Raw genomic sequence first — 14599 nt, forward strand, 5'->3', positions numbered from 1 at the left:
CGCCCACCGTACGCGAATTGTCGGAAAAAACTTTTGAATTGGCAACGCTTTCTGACAAACTTTCTAAATAAGGTGCTCCTATAATGGGGCTACACTAATTATTCGGAAAGGCTGGTGTCATTCACGTATGGTGGACAAACCTAAAGTTGTTATGTTTCCGGGTGTACGCCCTAGGAACTTCGTACAATCAGCCCTTCGCACAGGGCTTGAGCGTACAGGACTGCTTCGCTTAGCCGGAATGATTACCTCACGCAAGTGGACCTTTGTCTTAATGGCCGTAGGCTTCCTATTAGGCCGAGCAGTTATTCTGGAGTCGCTTACTCCTTTCGCTGTCGCATACTTTACCGTTATTTATTTTTTAAGGAGGGATATGATTCTGCCAGTCGCAGTATCTATTATCGCCGGCAGCTGGCTCGCTATTGCACCGGAGCCGATGTGGACCGCCATGGAGGTAGTCGTTGTCTACCTGCTGCTGCGAGGGCTGGAAGCTTATGAGAGGGCCGAGCTATCGTACGCTCCGCTGCTTGTTTTCCTCTCCACGATGCTGGTCAGGCTGTTCGACAATGTCATTGCGGACAAGCTGGGCTGGTATGAGCTGATGATGGTCGGTGTAGAAGCGTCGCTCGGATTCGTGCTTACGCTCGTCTTCGTTCAGGCGGTTCCGGTACTGACGTTAACGAAGAAGACGTCGGCGCTGAAGAATGAGGAAATTATCTGCCTCATGATTATGCTTGCCTCAGTCATGACAGGCGCTGTCGGCTGGTTAGCTTATGGCCTCTCCATCGAGCATATCTTGTCACGATATATGCTGCTGCTCTTTGCCTTAGTCGGAGGCGCCCCGCTTGGCGCATCGGTCGGCGTCGTGGCAGGGCTCATCTTGAGCCTCGCTGATACGGGCGCAATCGTACAGATGAGTTTGCTCGCGTTCGCTGGGCTGCTTGCTGGACTGCTGCGGGAGGGCGGTAAGGCTGCGGTGGCCTTCGGGATGCTGCTTGGCTCCTCCATTCTTACCATCTATGTTGGCAATCAGACTGATGTGATGGCTTCCACATGGGAGTCGGTCATTGCAGCGACAATGCTGATGCTGACACCGAAATCTATGATTCGGATTATCTCTAAATACGTGCCTGGCACACAGGAGCATGTAAAATCACAGCATGAATATGCCAGAAGGGTACGGGATGTCACGGCACAGCGTGTCTCCCAGTTCTCGGAGGTGTTTCGCCAGCTATCCCGCAGTTTTGGGCAGTTCGGTACCATCGCTGGCGAGGGACAAACGGATGAGAAGGAGAAGCGTGATGCAGCAGTCAATCACTTTATGAACGTGGTTGCTGACCGAACCTGCGACTCGTGTCACCGGAGGGAGCTTTGCTGGGAGGGGAAGTTTTATGAGACGTACAAAATGATGACGGGCATGATGACCGCGGTCCAGGAAGGACGCCGCACCACGCCGAAAGAGGTGCCCCGCGAATGGAGCACACACTGTATTAAGACACCTCAGGTACTGAGTGTCATGCAGCAGCAGTATGAGCTGTATCAGCATGATCAACATTGGAGAAAGCAGCTGAACGAATCGCGTCAGCTCGTCGCCGAGCAGCTCTTTGGCGTCTCTCAAGTCATGGAGGACTTGGCCCGCGAGATTAAGCGGGAAGGACAGCAGCTGCACATGCAGGAAGAACAAATCCGGGAAGCGCTGGAAGGGCTCGGTTTATCCATACAGGGCATTGAAATTATTAATTTGGAGGAGGGAAACGTCGAAATCGAAGTGTACCATACGTTCGGCCGGGGCTATGATGAATGCCGGAAAATTATAGCGCCGATGCTGACTGACATTCTCGGCGAACCGATCGCCGTGATGTCAGAGAATTATCCGGAGAAGGGCGCAGCCATCGTCGTCTTCGGTACGGCCAAAGCGTATGAGGTGGAGACTGGCGTCGCCGGTCTCGCCAAGGGCGGTGATTTGCTGTCGGGAGACAGCTTCAGCACCGTTGAGCTGGGCAATGGCAAGTTTGCTGTCGCAATCAGCGATGGAATGGGCAATGGCGAGAGGGCCAAGCAGGAGAGCAGCACCGCTCTGACCATCCTGCAGCAGCTGCTGCAGTCGGGTATGGATGAGAAGCTGGCCATCAAGTCGGTGAATTCCGTCCTGCTGCTTCGTTCATCTGACGAAATATTCGCGACAGTCGATGTAGCGCTCATCGACATGTACAGTGCGAAGACGACTTTTATGAAAATCGGGTCAACGCCGAGCTTTATCAAGCGCGGTAACGAAGTGATCCCGATCACGGCCAACAATTTGCCGGTAGGCATCTTGCAGGACATTGACATAGACTTGATCCGCGTGCAGCTGCACCCGGGGGATACGCTCATTATGATGACTGACGGCATTTATGACGCGCCGGGCCATGCGGTGAATAAGGAGATGTGGATGAAACGAGTGATCCAGGAGATCAGGTCCGATCAGCCTCAAGAAATTGCGGACGCGCTGCTGGATACCGTAGTGCGATACCACAAAGGCGACATTGTGGATGATATGACGGTTGTCGTTGCGAAGGTGGACAAGCATCAGCCCGAGTGGGCTACATTCCGCTGGCCGGGGAGACCTACGGTCGAGCGTCCAAGGACGGTGAGCTGATTGATGAGTAGATATATTGTTGGCGTTGTAGTTGAAGATGTGGCTGAAGCGAGAATCAGAGCTGGAGCTGGAGCTGGAGCTGGAGCTGAGGTTGTGGCTGTGGCTGTGGCTGGAGTGGGAACCGGAGCAGTAGCAGTAGCGAGAGCAGGAGCTAAAACAGGAACTGAAGTTGGAGCTGGGGCCGCAATGGGTCTAAACAGGGCTGAGTCGAAAGGGCGGAGCGCGGGTAAGCGGCCTGCGCAAAAGGTGGATGCTCGGAAGCGTGCGGAGATGCTGATGTCCCGCGAGCCGATGTCCCGCCGGAAAGCCCGCAAGCGAGTCAGGCGCTCCCAGCAGTTTAAGCGAAGACCCTCCCTGGTGAACGACCAATAATAGAGCCAATAGGAAGAAGCCTGCCTGCTAGCGGCAGGCTTTTTTGCGTTTATTTAAGGGTTATCGCCTCTCAAAAGTGGCAATGCTGATAGAGCTAGTACTAGCAGTAGATTCCAGGGTTTTGGAGGAATGAACGATGAAGCAAATTCTATTGATAACGGACGGCTGCTCCAACGTCGGAGTAAGTCCAGTCGTGGCAGCGGCGCAGGCGTATGCTGCCCAGATTACGGTTAACGTCGTCGGGGTAATTGATCATGGAGATCTTGGTGAGTTCGGCTCATCGGAGATTGAGGAGATTGCCCGTGCTGGCGGAGGCCTAAGCCGATTATCGCATACACGCCAATTGTCGCAGACGGTGCAGATGATGACGCGCAAGACGGTCGTGCAGACGATTCAAAATGCGGTATCGCGTGAGCTGAAGCAGGTGCTTGGGCACTCGTCGATCGAGGAGCTGCCGCCGGAGAAACGTGGCGAAGTGGTGCGCGTCATCGACGACTTGACCGAGACGAGCAGTCTGCGCGTTGCGCTGCTCATCGATGCGAGCGCCAGCATGAAGCCGAAGCTGCAAGCCGTAGAGGAAGCAATTCGCGATCTTGCGCTCAGTCTGCAATCACGGCAAGGCAAGAGCGAGATGGCTGTATTTCATTTTCCAGGCTCGGCTTATGGTGAGGACTGCAAGCAGGACCTTGATTGGACGAGCAATATGAATGGCATTCACTCGATCTTCCCGCGTTTACAGATGCGCGGAACGACGCCAACCGGTCCGGCGCTGCTGCATGTCATTGATTTTTACCAAAAAGCCGATTATGGTAATAGGAAGAATGATGGAACGGACGGGATGATGAGTGACTACGTCGTTTGAATGGAGCCTGCCTCGCGGTTCGATCATTAGCGGTAAGTGGAAGCAAAGCAGCTACCGCGTCGAGAGACCGCTTGGCGAAGGCGCCAATGGTAAAGTGTTCTTGGTTGAGCGAGCGAAGTATTACTATGCGCTGAAGCTCGGGTCCGATGCGGTTGATTTGCAGTCTGAGGTTAATGCGCTGCAATCGATCTATAAGCAGAAGCAGAAACGTGGCGCAGGCGTAGGACAAGGCCTATTCCTTGTCGATGTGGATGATTATCGCGCTGCAGACGGAAAGGAATATCCTTTCTATGTGATGCGTTATATTAAAGGGAAGACACTTTCGGACTACCTGCAGGCGCAGGGTAAGGAGTGGTTTCCCGTTGTGCTCTATAACTTGCTCGGTAAGCTTGCGGAGCTGCATGAAGGGGGCTGGTCGTTCTGCGATCTGAAGATCGAGAATGTACTTGTCGCGGATTACGGCCGTCCGGAGCTTGTCGATTATGGCGGCGCGACGGCTTTCGGCAAAGGAGTGCGGCAGTTTACGGAGATCTACGACCGCGGCTATTGGAATGCCGGATCGCGCATCGCCGATGCGCGCTACGATCTGTTCTCCTTTGCCGTCCTCTGCCTGCAGCTGCAGGAGGGACGACGCTTAGCGCAGCTGTCGTCCGGGCTGCTGCCTCAGACACGGACGCCGGATGAGCTGGCGAAGCTCGCTGCTACGAGCGCCGCTCTGAAGCCGCTGAGCGGATGGCTGCGCAAGGCGCTCTACGGCGAGTTCGCGAGCGCCCGCGAAGCCGCTGCCGCTTGGCAGCTGTGGATGCACAAGGCGGGTGCGCCGACCAAGGCATCGGCGCCCGCGCCGAGCTGGCTGAAGGGCTTGTTCGCCTTGTCAGCGGCGGTACTCGCGACGACTATTTACTTCCTGCTGCGAACAGGGCCGTAAGAGAGAAGAGGGGATGAGTTTAGGCGTGTTAGGTGTGGATGATTGGTCGAGCGGTCTGCTTGCATTAGCCCGGCAGGAGCAGCTATGGCATCCGGGGGACACGGTCGTTGTCGCTGTATCCGGCGGGCCAGATTCAATGGCGCTGCTCCATATGCTTTACAAGCTCGAAGTACCAGAGCGCCTCACTTTAGTGGCCGCACATGTCGACCATGGCTTCCGCGGGGAGGAGTCGGCGAAGGAGGCTGAGTCTGTCCGGCAGTACGCGGCAGCGCTTGGCATTGCTTGTGAAACGGTGTTGTTCGATTTGCCTGCTTATATAGAAGAAACACGAATGAACGCACAGTCGGCGGCGCGGGAGAAGCGCTATGCGTTCTTGCATCAAGTGGCCGCCGATTACGGGGCAGCGCGCATTGCGCTTGCCCATCACGCCGATGACCAGGCGGAGACGGTGCTCATGCGCATGATGCGCGGAACAGGCCCAGGAGGCCTTGCTGGCATGGCGATGAAACGATCCGAAAAAAACGTGGAACTTATTCGTCCTCTTTTGCGTACATACAAGGCAGACATCCTGCGCTACTGTGAACAGTGGGCGGTGCCTTACAGCCACGATAGCAGCAACGGACAGAAGTACTATACTCGTAACGTCGTCCGGTTAGAGGTACTGCCGTATTTAGCGTCGTTTAACCCCCAGATCTCCCAGTCGCTCGTTCGGCTGTCGGAGCTTGCAGCGGTCGAGGATGACTGGCTGGAGCAAGAAACAAGGGCGGTATTTGAGCGCTATACGACGAAGCTGCGCGATGGATGCCAATTAAACCGCAAAGCGCTGCTTGGCTTGCATGTCGCTTTACAAAGGAGATTGATTAAACTAATATTGAGTTATATTGGCTTGGAAACGGAAACCACTTCATTCGATAGCGTAGAAACGATCAGGCTTGCGGCCACAGATGGCGCAGCATCGACGTGGAGCTTCGATGTTGGCAGCGGTGCAAAGTTTCTGCGTGAGTATGACAATCTCATCTTTATCCGCCAAGATCAGTCAGGGATGTCATCCGGACAAGGCGGATACGCATATGTTGTCCCGGAAGGCACAGCTGTACTTCCTCTGCCTGAGTCAGAGTGTGAGCTTGCCCTTGAAGAGATCGCTGCGCCAGAGGCATCAATGCCAGCCAGCCGGCTAGAAGCGTTATTCGACGCCGAAGCCCTTCATTACCCGCTCACTGTACGAAATCGCATCCCGGGTGACCGAATGCAAGTGCTTGGTTTAAATGGTACCAAAAAGGTACAAGATATGTTCGTCGATGAACGCATCGCTCCGTCACGCCGTGACGTGTTGCCGCTCGTTGTCGACGCCAACGGCTTCGTACTTTGGATACCGGGCATTCGAAGATCAAGACATGCGCAGGTGCAAGAATCGACAAGCCGCGTCATTCGCATGACGCTCAGGACGATGTCGGAATTGCCGTAAGCTTCAGGCGCCTTGAATAAGATGCTGCAATCCATTCATAAGTATAGGCAAGATACATTTAGGAGGTCCCTTAGTTGCTGAACGACATTCAAGAAGTGCTTTACGACGCAAACCAAATTCAGCAGAAGGTTCAAGAGCTTGGTGACACGCTCAGCCGTGAGTTTGAAGGTCGCAATCCGCTCGTAATCTGCGTGCTTAAAGGCGCTTTTATTTTTATGGCTGATTTGGTTAAGACCGTTACGATCCCGCTGGAAATCGACTTTATGGCGGTGTCGAGCTATGGCGCATCGACGAAAACAAGCGGTGTAGTCAAAATCATAAAGGACCTCGACACATCCGTGCAGGGCCGAGATGTAATTATTGTCGAAGATATTATCGACAGTGGTCTTACACTCAGCTATCTCATTGATGTGCTGGAGCGCCGCAATTCCAAGTCCATCACGCTTGTGACGCTGTTTGATAAGCCGTCCGGCCGCAAAGTGGAATTGGATGCGGACTATAAAGGGTTTGTACTGCCAGACGCATTCGTCGTCGGCTATGGGCTGGATTATGCGGAGCGATACCGCAACTTGCCGATTATCGGCATCCTGAAGCCCGAGGTTTACGAGAAGTAACCGGAAGTTGCAGGCTCGCCATGTATGACGGGCTCCCACCTACCGTGGGAGCCTCTCGTGCAAGGTCATCTTATTTTTTCGCGTCTTGAGAGGAGGTAGGGGATGAATCGGATCATCCGTAATACTGGCTTTTATTTGATTATTTTTTTGGTGACCGTCGGGATCTTCCAATTTATTAGCAGCCAAAATGACTCCACCACAGAAATCACTTACGATCAATTTAGAAAAGAGCTGGCGAGCAACAACATCAACCAGCTGGAGCTGCAATTTGACAATTACTCCTATCTAATTACCGGTGAATACAAGACCAAACCGGAAAAGGCGGATTCAGCCCAATTCTACACACATACCAGCGTTGAGGAATATGTCGTCAAAGAAATAACTGACGCACAGTCGACGAATGGCTTTAAGATGGAAGTTAAGCCTATGGAAGGCCAAAGCATCTGGCTCACCTTCTTGACATCCATTATCCCGTTTGTCATTATCTTCATTCTGTTCTTCTTCCTGATTAATCAGGCGCAGGGCGGCGGCGGCAAAGTGATGAACTTCGGCAAGAGCCGTGCCCGTCTTTATAATGAAGAGAAGAAGCGCGTAACATTCGAGGATGTTGCGGGTGCTGACGAAGAGAAGCAAGAGCTCGTTGAGGTTGTTGAGTTCTTGAAGGATCCACGCAAGTTTGCGGCTGTCGGTGCGCGTATTCCGAAAGGGGTACTGCTCGTAGGTCCTCCGGGTACCGGTAAAACATTGCTTGCGCGTGCTGTTGCAGGCGAAGCAGGCGTTCCGTTCTTCAGCATTTCCGGTTCGGACTTCGTTGAGATGTTCGTCGGTGTCGGTGCTTCCCGTGTTCGTGACTTGTTTGAGAATGCGAAGAAGAACGCACCTTGTATTATCTTTATCGACGAGATCGACGCAGTTGGCCGTCAGCGTGGCGCAGGTCTAGGCGGCGGGCATGATGAGCGCGAACAAACGCTCAACCAACTCCTCGTTGAAATGGACGGCTTCGGTGCGAACGAAGGGATCATCATCGTTGCTGCTACGAACCGCCCTGACATTCTTGACCCTGCCTTGCTCCGTCCAGGCCGTTTCGACCGTCAAATTACGGTTGACCGCCCAGACGTGAAAGGCCGCGAAGCGGTACTGAAAGTACATGCACGCAACAAGCCGTTTGCTAAAGACGTGAAGCTTGATGTCATTGCAAAGCGTACAACAGGCTTTACAGGCGCGGATCTCGAGAACCTGCTGAACGAAGCAGCACTTCTTGCCGCTCGCCGCAATAAGAGAGATATTGCAATGGTCGAGGTTGACGAAGCGATTGACCGCGTTATCGTTGGTACAGAGAAGCGCAGCCGCGTTATCAGCGACCGCGAGAAACGGATTGTTGCTTACCACGAAGCAGGTCACACGATTGCGGGCTACTTCCTGGAGCATGCCGACCAAGTACACAAAGTAACGATTATCCCGCGCGGACGCGCAGGCGGATATGTCATCATGCTTCCTAAAGATGGCGACCGCATGCTGACGACGAAGCAGGAATTGCTCGATAAAGTAACGGGTCTCCTTGCCGGTCGTGTAGCCGAGGAAATCTACATCGGTGAGATCGGTACTGGTGCATACAGCGACTTCAAACAAGCGACGAGCATCGTCCGTGCCATGATTATGGAATACGGAATGAGCGAGAAGCTTGGACCGATGCAGTTCGGCAGCAGCTCGCAAGGTCAAGTGTTCCTCGGCCGCGATATCGGACATGAGCAGAATTATTCCGATTCGATCGCATACGAGATTGATCAAGAGATGCAGAACATCATCCAATCCTGTTATGCACGTGCGAAGAAGGTTCTTACGGAGAAGAGCAAAGAAATGCATCTTATTGCACAGACGCTTCTCACTGAAGAAACACTCGAGCTTGAGCAGATCAAACGTCTCATTGAGGGCGGTTCTGTGGAAGGCGGCGAGGGTGAGAGCACTTCATCTGCTGTGATGGAGCCGAAAGCTGAACCGATTATCGATACAATCGGCGGCGTGAAGGTACGCATTGGCTCGAAGGAAGCTGGCGAGATTACACCGCCGGCGCTTGATTCGGATAATGGAAACAAGGACGATGACGGCTCGGGAACACCGCCACAATCGTAAGAATAACAGGCAAAAGCTGTCCGCAAGCAGGCAACTGCGCGGGCAGCTTTTCTTTTTTTAAAGTAGCTGTGATATTTTACGAAAAGAATAGGTATTATCCTGCTGTGCTGCTATTTCTCCTTGAAACGGAGTCTCTTGCCTTTAGAGGGCGGTGGGTGCCATTTGCAGTTGGTTGACAGCATACCATACCTTGTGTAAATTAAATGTTAATTACTAATAAAGTAAGCGCGAATCAAGGGGCAGAATGCATGGGCAAACTACAGAAGAAAGCCGTGCAGATTTACTGTTATTCTCAATAAATTAGGTGAACGAACAACCAAGTTTGTGCATCTGTTCACAAAGTTAGTGAAAAGAGGGGAATTTACCATGGAAGCATTGGCTCTCGAGCGGAAAGCAGAGCAAAACCGCGAACTGCGGGAACGTTTGATGCAACTGAAGAAAGAGCGTAACGCAATTATACTTGCACATTATTATCAGCGAGATGAAATTCAAGAGGTGGCGGATTTCCGCGGCGACTCGTTCCTGCTTGCACAGAAAGCAGCCGAGACAGATGCAGATGTCATCGTGTTCTGTGGCGTTCATTTTATGGGCGAGAGCGCGAAGATTTTGGCACCGAACAAGACGGTTATCATTCCCGATGAGCGTGCCGGCTGTCCGATGGCGGACATGGTCAATGTTGACGGCTTGCGCAAGCTGAAGGCGCAGCACCCGAACGCGAAGGTAGTCACGTACATCAACTCGTCGGCGGATGTTAAAGCAGAGACGGATATTTGCTGTACTTCGGCGAATGCGGTGCGTGTCGTAAACTCGGTCGATGCCGATGAGATCATCTGGGTACCGGATAAGAATCTTGGTCACTATGTGCAGCAGAAGACCGACAAGAAGATGATTCTCTGGGAAGGCTACTGCAACACGCATGACATGTTGACCGTTAAAGATGTTGAAGAAATGAAAGCGAAGTACCCGAACGCCCAGTTCGTCGTTCACCCGGAATGCCGTCCTGAAGTTGTGGAGCTTGGCGATTTCGTTGGCAGTACAACCGCTATTATTAAATATTGCAAAGAATCCGATTGCCAGGAATTCATCGTCGGTACGGAAGACGGAACTGGTTATCAGCTGCGTCTCGACAGCCCGAACAAGACATTCCATTTTGCAACGAAATATTTGGTTTGCCCGAACATGAAAGTAAACAACTTGAAGAAGCTTGTTAAATGTCTGGAAACGATGCAGCCGCAAATTTACGTTCCGGAAGAAGTCGCAAGCAAAGCCCGTTTATCCCTGGAGCGCATGTTACAAGTGAAGTAGCATGCGCTACTCTCTTTCCGCACAAACCGCAGAGAGGATAGCTGCCATTATGATTCCACGTTATTTAGTTGATACCCAGTTGGAAGGGCTGCCAGTCATTCATAAAGACGTCATTGTGATCGGGGCCGGCATTGCCGGTCTTTTTACCGCAATCAAAGCAAGCGAAACGAATGACGTCCTAATGATTACGAAGAAGTCCCTCATGGACAGCAACACACGGTACGCGCAAGGCGGCATTGCCGCAGTGTTCTCAGAGGATGACTCGCCTGCTTATCACCGTCAAGATACGCTGATTGCAGGTGCGGGCCTTTGTTCCAATGAAGCGGTGGATGCGCTCGTGCACGAAGGACCGCAGGGCGTACAGGATCTCATTCGCATGGGCACGCAATTCGACCAGGAGAATGGCGAGTTCGCACTGACGAAGGAAGGGGCGCACAGCCAGCGCCGTATCTTACATGCCAACGGTGATGCGACGGGCTTCGAGATTGTCCGTGCTCTGTCAGAGAAGGCGATGGCTAATCCTAGAATTAGCGTTTGGGATGACCACTTTGTCATTGATTTGATTACAGATAACGGTGTTTGTTGTGGAGCGCTTGTTCAGAAGCCGGACGGACAACGATTGTTCGTGCGTGGCAAAGCGACTATTCTTTGCTCCGGTGGTGCGGGGCAGCTATACCGTTATACGACAAATCCGGAGATTGCTACCGCTGACGGCATTGCCATGGCTTACCGGGCGGGCGCTTACATACAAGATGTCGAGTTTATTCAGTTTCATCCGACTTCACTCTGCTATCCAGGGGCGCCGCGCTTCCTCATTTCGGAGGCAGTTCGCGGAGAAGGTGCCATACTGCGCAATATAAGAGGCGAGCGGTTCATGGAGAAATACCATGAGCAGCTTGAGCTTGCGCCGCGTGACGTGGTCGCGCGCGCGATACTTAGCGAGATCGAAGCGACGAAGTCGACCTTCGTCTATCTCGATGTCACGCATGAACCTGCAGAGATGGTGAGGCATCGCTTCCCGAATATTTATGAGTTCTGCCTCAATTACGGTCTTGATTTGACCACGGATTGGATTCCAGTCGCGCCTGCGGCGCATTATATGATGGGCGGGGTTAAAACCGATCTGAACGGCGAGACGAATCTCGCCCGTCTGTTCGCTTGCGGCGAGTGCTCGTCCACGGGCGTCCACGGTGCTAACCGGCTCGCGAGCAACTCGCTGTCGGAAGCGATTGTATTCGGCCGCCGCATCGTCGAGCGAATCAATGCGCTCGCGCCGCTGGAAGGCCACGAGCATGTGCACATGGAGTCGCAGGGCCGGAGCGAGGCGCCGATTCAAGCGGTTGTGGAGAAGCGTCTTAAGCTGCAGAAGCTGATGGTGCGCTACGTAGGGCTTCGCCGCAATGCCAATGGGCTGAACAAAGGATTGGACGAGCTGAAGAGACTTCGTTCCATCTTCAGCTCGGTCATTACGAAGCGCGAAGAATATGAATTCGCCAACTTGCTGACCTGTGCGCTGCTGACGGCGCAATCGGCGCTTTCGCGCGAAGAGAGCCGCGGCGCGCATAGTCGTGAAGATTTTCCAGAGCGGGATGACCTGCATTGGCGCAAGCATACGGTACTCCACCGGGAGTACGGTTTAACAGAGGAGCGAATTGATCATGTATGAGGCTACACTTGCAGCAGTAGGCGGCGGAAGCGCGGATACGTTGCGGGCACAGATTAAGGCGTGGCTCGCAGAGGATATCGGAACAGGCGACATCACAAGCTGGGCGACCATTCCTGCGGGCAGCCGCTCGAGGGCGGTTATTCATGTGAAAGAGGCGGGCGTGCTCGCGGGTATGCCGATTGCAGCTCTCGTGTTCGACGTCGTCGATCCGTCGCTCACGTTCCGTCCGCTTGCTGCTGACGGAGATGCCGTGGAGAAAGGAACCGTGCTGGCTGAGGTTGAAGGCAGCACGCATAGCATATTGACAGGCGAGCGGCTCGCGCTCAATCTGCTGCAGCGCCTATCCGGCATTGCCACGAAGACCCGTGCTTTCGTGAGCGCGATTGAAGGGCTGCCTACGCGCCTTGTTGATACGCGCAAGACAACGCCAGGCCACAGGCTGCTGGAGAAGTACGCCGTTCGTGTAGGCGGCGGACATAACCATCGTTTCGGCTTGTATGACGCCGTTATGATTAAGGACAACCATATTAAGGGCTCGGGCGGTATTACCGGCGCCGTGCAGGCAGCGCGCCATGCGATTCCGCATACGATGAAGATCGAGGTGGAGACGGAATCGCTCGAGCAAGTGAAAGAAGCGCTCGCGTGCGGGAGCGACATCATTATGCTCGACAATATGCCGAATGACTTGATGCGCGAAGCGGTGAAGCAGATTAAAGCTCGCTCGCCGCATGTTATCGTTGAAGCTTCCGGCGGCGTTAATTTGACGACCATTCGTTCCATTGCGGAATGCGGCGTTGATGTCATCTCGGTAGGCGGCCTTACTTACTCGTTCCAGTCGCTGGACATTAGTCTGGACTTGAACGGCAAGAAAGGAGGCGCGTAAGGCAATGATCGTTGTTGTCGACGTTGGGAATACGAACATTGTGCTTGGGATCTATGAAGCGAAGAAGCTGGTCTATCACTGGCGACTGAGCACGAATCGTTCGGCTACCGTAGATGAATACGGCATTATGATTCACAACCTGTTCCAGATCGCTGGCGTGAAGCTGGATCAGATCGACGGTGTCATCATCTCCTCGGTCGTGCCGCCGCTTATGCGGACGCTGGAACAGCTGTGTCAGAAGTATCTGCGCAAATCTCCGCTCATCGTAGGGCCCGGCATTAAGACCGGCCTCAACATTCGTTATGAGAATCCCCGCGAGGTGGGGGCGGACCGTATCGTCAACTCCATCGCGGGCATTGAGAAATATGGCGCGCCGCTCATTATCGTCGATTTCGGCACTGCGACGACGTTCGATTATATCGACGTGAGCGGGGACTATCTCGGCGGAGCTATTGTGCCGGGTATCGGCATTTCCACCGAAGCGCTCTATCAGCGTGCGGCGAAGCTGCCGCGAATTGAGCTTGTGAAGCCGAAGAGCGTCATCGGACGCAATCCGGTTACATCCATGCAGGCAGGCATTATTTTTGGCTATGCTGGTCAAGTGGATGGTATTGTTGGGCGTATTCGCAAGGAATTTGGTGTAAAGCCGCGCGTCATCGCAACAGGCGGCTTAGCTGACCTGATCGCAGCTGAATCGGAAACGATCGAGGAAGTCGATCCGCTGCTGACGCTGGAAGGGTTGCGTATTATTTACGAGCGCAATCAAGAATAGGAATGGACGACGAGCTGGCCTTTAAGCGGCCGGCTTTACGTTTTAGGAGGAGCTTCATATGTCAGGAACACATGATTATTTAGTGCGCGGCACTGCCTGGAACGGGCAGCTGCGTGTTTTTGCAGTTAGAACAACTGTGCTTGTTGAAGAATTGCGGGGACGTCACCAAACGTTACCGACGACGACAGCTGCGCTTGGCCGTACAGCTACGGCAGGCGCTATGATGGGTGCCATGCTCAAGGGCGAGGAAAAGCTGACGATTCAAGTCAAAGGCGATGGGCCTGTTGGTTCAATCGTTGTGGATGCGAATGCCGAAGGGCATGTGAGAGGTTATGTGGATAACCCGCAGGTGCAGCTTCCAGCTAACGAGCTTGGCAAGCTTGATGTTGCAGGTGCAGTCGGCCGCAATGGCTACATTCATATTATCAAGGACTTGGGCCTTAAAGAGCCGTACCGTGGCAGCATTCCGATTGTGTCGGGCGAGCTGGCGGAAGATTTCACGTACTATTTCGCCAAATCAGAACAGACGCCTTCGGTTGTGGGACTAAGCGTACTTGTAGATGAATATGGCACTGTCATTAGCGCAGGCGGTTTTATTGTGCAAGTGCTGCCGGGCATTTCCGATGCGGATCTGTCGAAGCTCGAGCAAGCGATCTCCGCATTGCCGCCGATTTCGTCTCTGCTTAGCCAAGGGGAGACCCCGGAGAGTTTGCTTCGCAATGTCGTGGGCGATGATATAAACCTGATGGATGAGTTGAATATTGCTTTTGAATGTCTATGTTCAAAGGAACGGGTGGAGCGGACATTGATTAGCTTGGGCGAGCCTGAAATTAGACGGTTGATAGAAGATGATGGCCAAGCTGAAGTTGTATGTCATTTCTGCAACGAGACGTATACGTTTGATAGCTCTCAGATGGAGATGCTGCTGGAACAGGCAAAGCCGAAACCGATTCAATAATCGAAAGGC

General features: G+C 53.3%; 11 protein-coding genes. All 11 read left to right on the forward strand.

From position 1 onward, the window contains the following. Window positions 1–127 precede the first annotated feature (127 nt). The 11 genes from spoIIE (at window position 128) to hslO (ending at window position 14590) form a co-directional block, all read left to right on the forward strand. Window positions 128–2635, forward strand: coding sequence for a stage II sporulation protein E (gene spoIIE / locus AC0LWF_RS25730; RefSeq protein WP_474654383.1), 2508 nt, complete (start codon window positions 128–130; stop codon window positions 2633–2635). A 508-nt stretch (window positions 2636–3143) separates the two neighbouring features. Continuing rightward, the gene (locus AC0LWF_RS25735; RefSeq protein ID WP_474654384.1) at window positions 3144–3869 is read left to right on the forward strand and encodes a vWA domain-containing protein; all 726 of its coding nucleotides are present in this window, start codon (window positions 3144–3146) and stop codon (window positions 3867–3869) included. Continuing rightward, on the forward strand, window positions 3853–4797 hold the full coding sequence (locus AC0LWF_RS25740; RefSeq protein ID WP_474654385.1) for a protein kinase domain-containing protein: 945 nt from the start codon (window positions 3853–3855) through the stop codon (window positions 4795–4797). The genes AC0LWF_RS25735 and AC0LWF_RS25740 overlap by 17 nt, the downstream gene beginning before the upstream one ends. Before the next feature lie 13 nt (window positions 4798–4810). Further along, entirely contained in the window at window positions 4811–6262 is a 1452-nt protein-coding gene (gene tilS / locus AC0LWF_RS25745; RefSeq protein ID WP_474654386.1) for a tRNA lysidine(34) synthetase TilS, read from the forward strand. A 74-nt stretch (window positions 6263–6336) separates the two neighbouring features. After that, a complete protein-coding gene (gene hpt, locus AC0LWF_RS25750; protein WP_474654387.1) occupies window positions 6337–6876 on the forward strand; it encodes a hypoxanthine phosphoribosyltransferase in 540 nt (179 codons plus the stop codon). Between the two features lie 102 nt (window positions 6877–6978). Further along, entirely contained in the window at window positions 6979–9006 is a 2028-nt protein-coding gene (ftsH, locus tag AC0LWF_RS25755; RefSeq protein ID WP_474654388.1) for an ATP-dependent zinc metalloprotease FtsH, read from the forward strand. Window positions 9007–9372: 366 nt separating this feature from the next. Further along, complete coding sequence (gene nadA, locus AC0LWF_RS25760; RefSeq protein WP_126012667.1) at window positions 9373–10311, forward strand: quinolinate synthase NadA; 939 nt, start codon at window positions 9373–9375, stop codon at window positions 10309–10311. Between the two features lie 49 nt (window positions 10312–10360). Continuing rightward, window positions 10361–11977 (forward strand): L-aspartate oxidase, encoded by a 1617-nt coding sequence (nadB, locus tag AC0LWF_RS25765; protein WP_474654389.1) that lies wholly within the window; start codon window positions 10361–10363, stop codon window positions 11975–11977. Beyond that, window positions 11970–12860 (forward strand): carboxylating nicotinate-nucleotide diphosphorylase, encoded by an 891-nt coding sequence (nadC, locus tag AC0LWF_RS25770; protein WP_474654390.1) that lies wholly within the window; start codon window positions 11970–11972, stop codon window positions 12858–12860. Before nadB ends, nadC begins: the two co-directional genes overlap by 8 nt. A 4-nt stretch (window positions 12861–12864) precedes the next feature. Beyond that, window positions 12865–13632 carry a type III pantothenate kinase gene (locus AC0LWF_RS25775; RefSeq protein ID WP_474654391.1) on the forward strand — a complete coding sequence of 256 codons (768 nt, stop codon included), beginning with the start codon at window positions 12865–12867 and terminating at the stop codon, window positions 13630–13632. A gap of 58 nt (window positions 13633–13690) precedes the next feature. Then, window positions 13691–14590, forward strand: a complete 900-nt coding sequence (hslO, locus tag AC0LWF_RS25780) for an Hsp33 family molecular chaperone HslO (protein WP_474654392.1) — start codon at window positions 13691–13693, stop codon at window positions 14588–14590. Window positions 14591–14599 lie beyond the last annotated feature (9 nt).

This window comes from Paenibacillus sp. sgz302114 (genome assembly GCF_056120345.1).

Bases quoted from the DNA above. Each gene is read 5' to 3' on its own strand.
- spoIIE (WP_474654383.1), top strand. From the start codon at position 128: ATGGTGGACAAACCTAAAGTTGTTATGTTTCCGGGTGTACGCCCTAGG.
- AC0LWF_RS25735 (WP_474654384.1), top strand. From the start codon at position 3,144: ATGAAGCAAATTCTATTGATAACGGACGGCTGCTCCAACGTCGGAGTA.
- tilS (WP_474654386.1), top strand. From the start codon at position 4,811: ATGAGTTTAGGCGTGTTAGGTGTGGATGATTGGTCGAGCGGTCTGCTT.
- ftsH (WP_474654388.1), top strand. From the start codon at position 6,979: ATGAATCGGATCATCCGTAATACTGGCTTTTATTTGATTATTTTTTTG.
- nadA (WP_126012667.1), top strand. From the start codon at position 9,373: ATGGAAGCATTGGCTCTCGAGCGGAAAGCAGAGCAAAACCGCGAACTG.
- nadB (WP_474654389.1), top strand. From the start codon at position 10,361: ATGATTCCACGTTATTTAGTTGATACCCAGTTGGAAGGGCTGCCAGTC.
- nadC (WP_474654390.1), top strand. From the start codon at position 11,970: ATGTATGAGGCTACACTTGCAGCAGTAGGCGGCGGAAGCGCGGATACG.
- AC0LWF_RS25775 (WP_474654391.1), top strand. From the start codon at position 12,865: ATGATCGTTGTTGTCGACGTTGGGAATACGAACATTGTGCTTGGGATC.
- hslO (WP_474654392.1), top strand. From the start codon at position 13,691: ATGTCAGGAACACATGATTATTTAGTGCGCGGCACTGCCTGGAACGGG.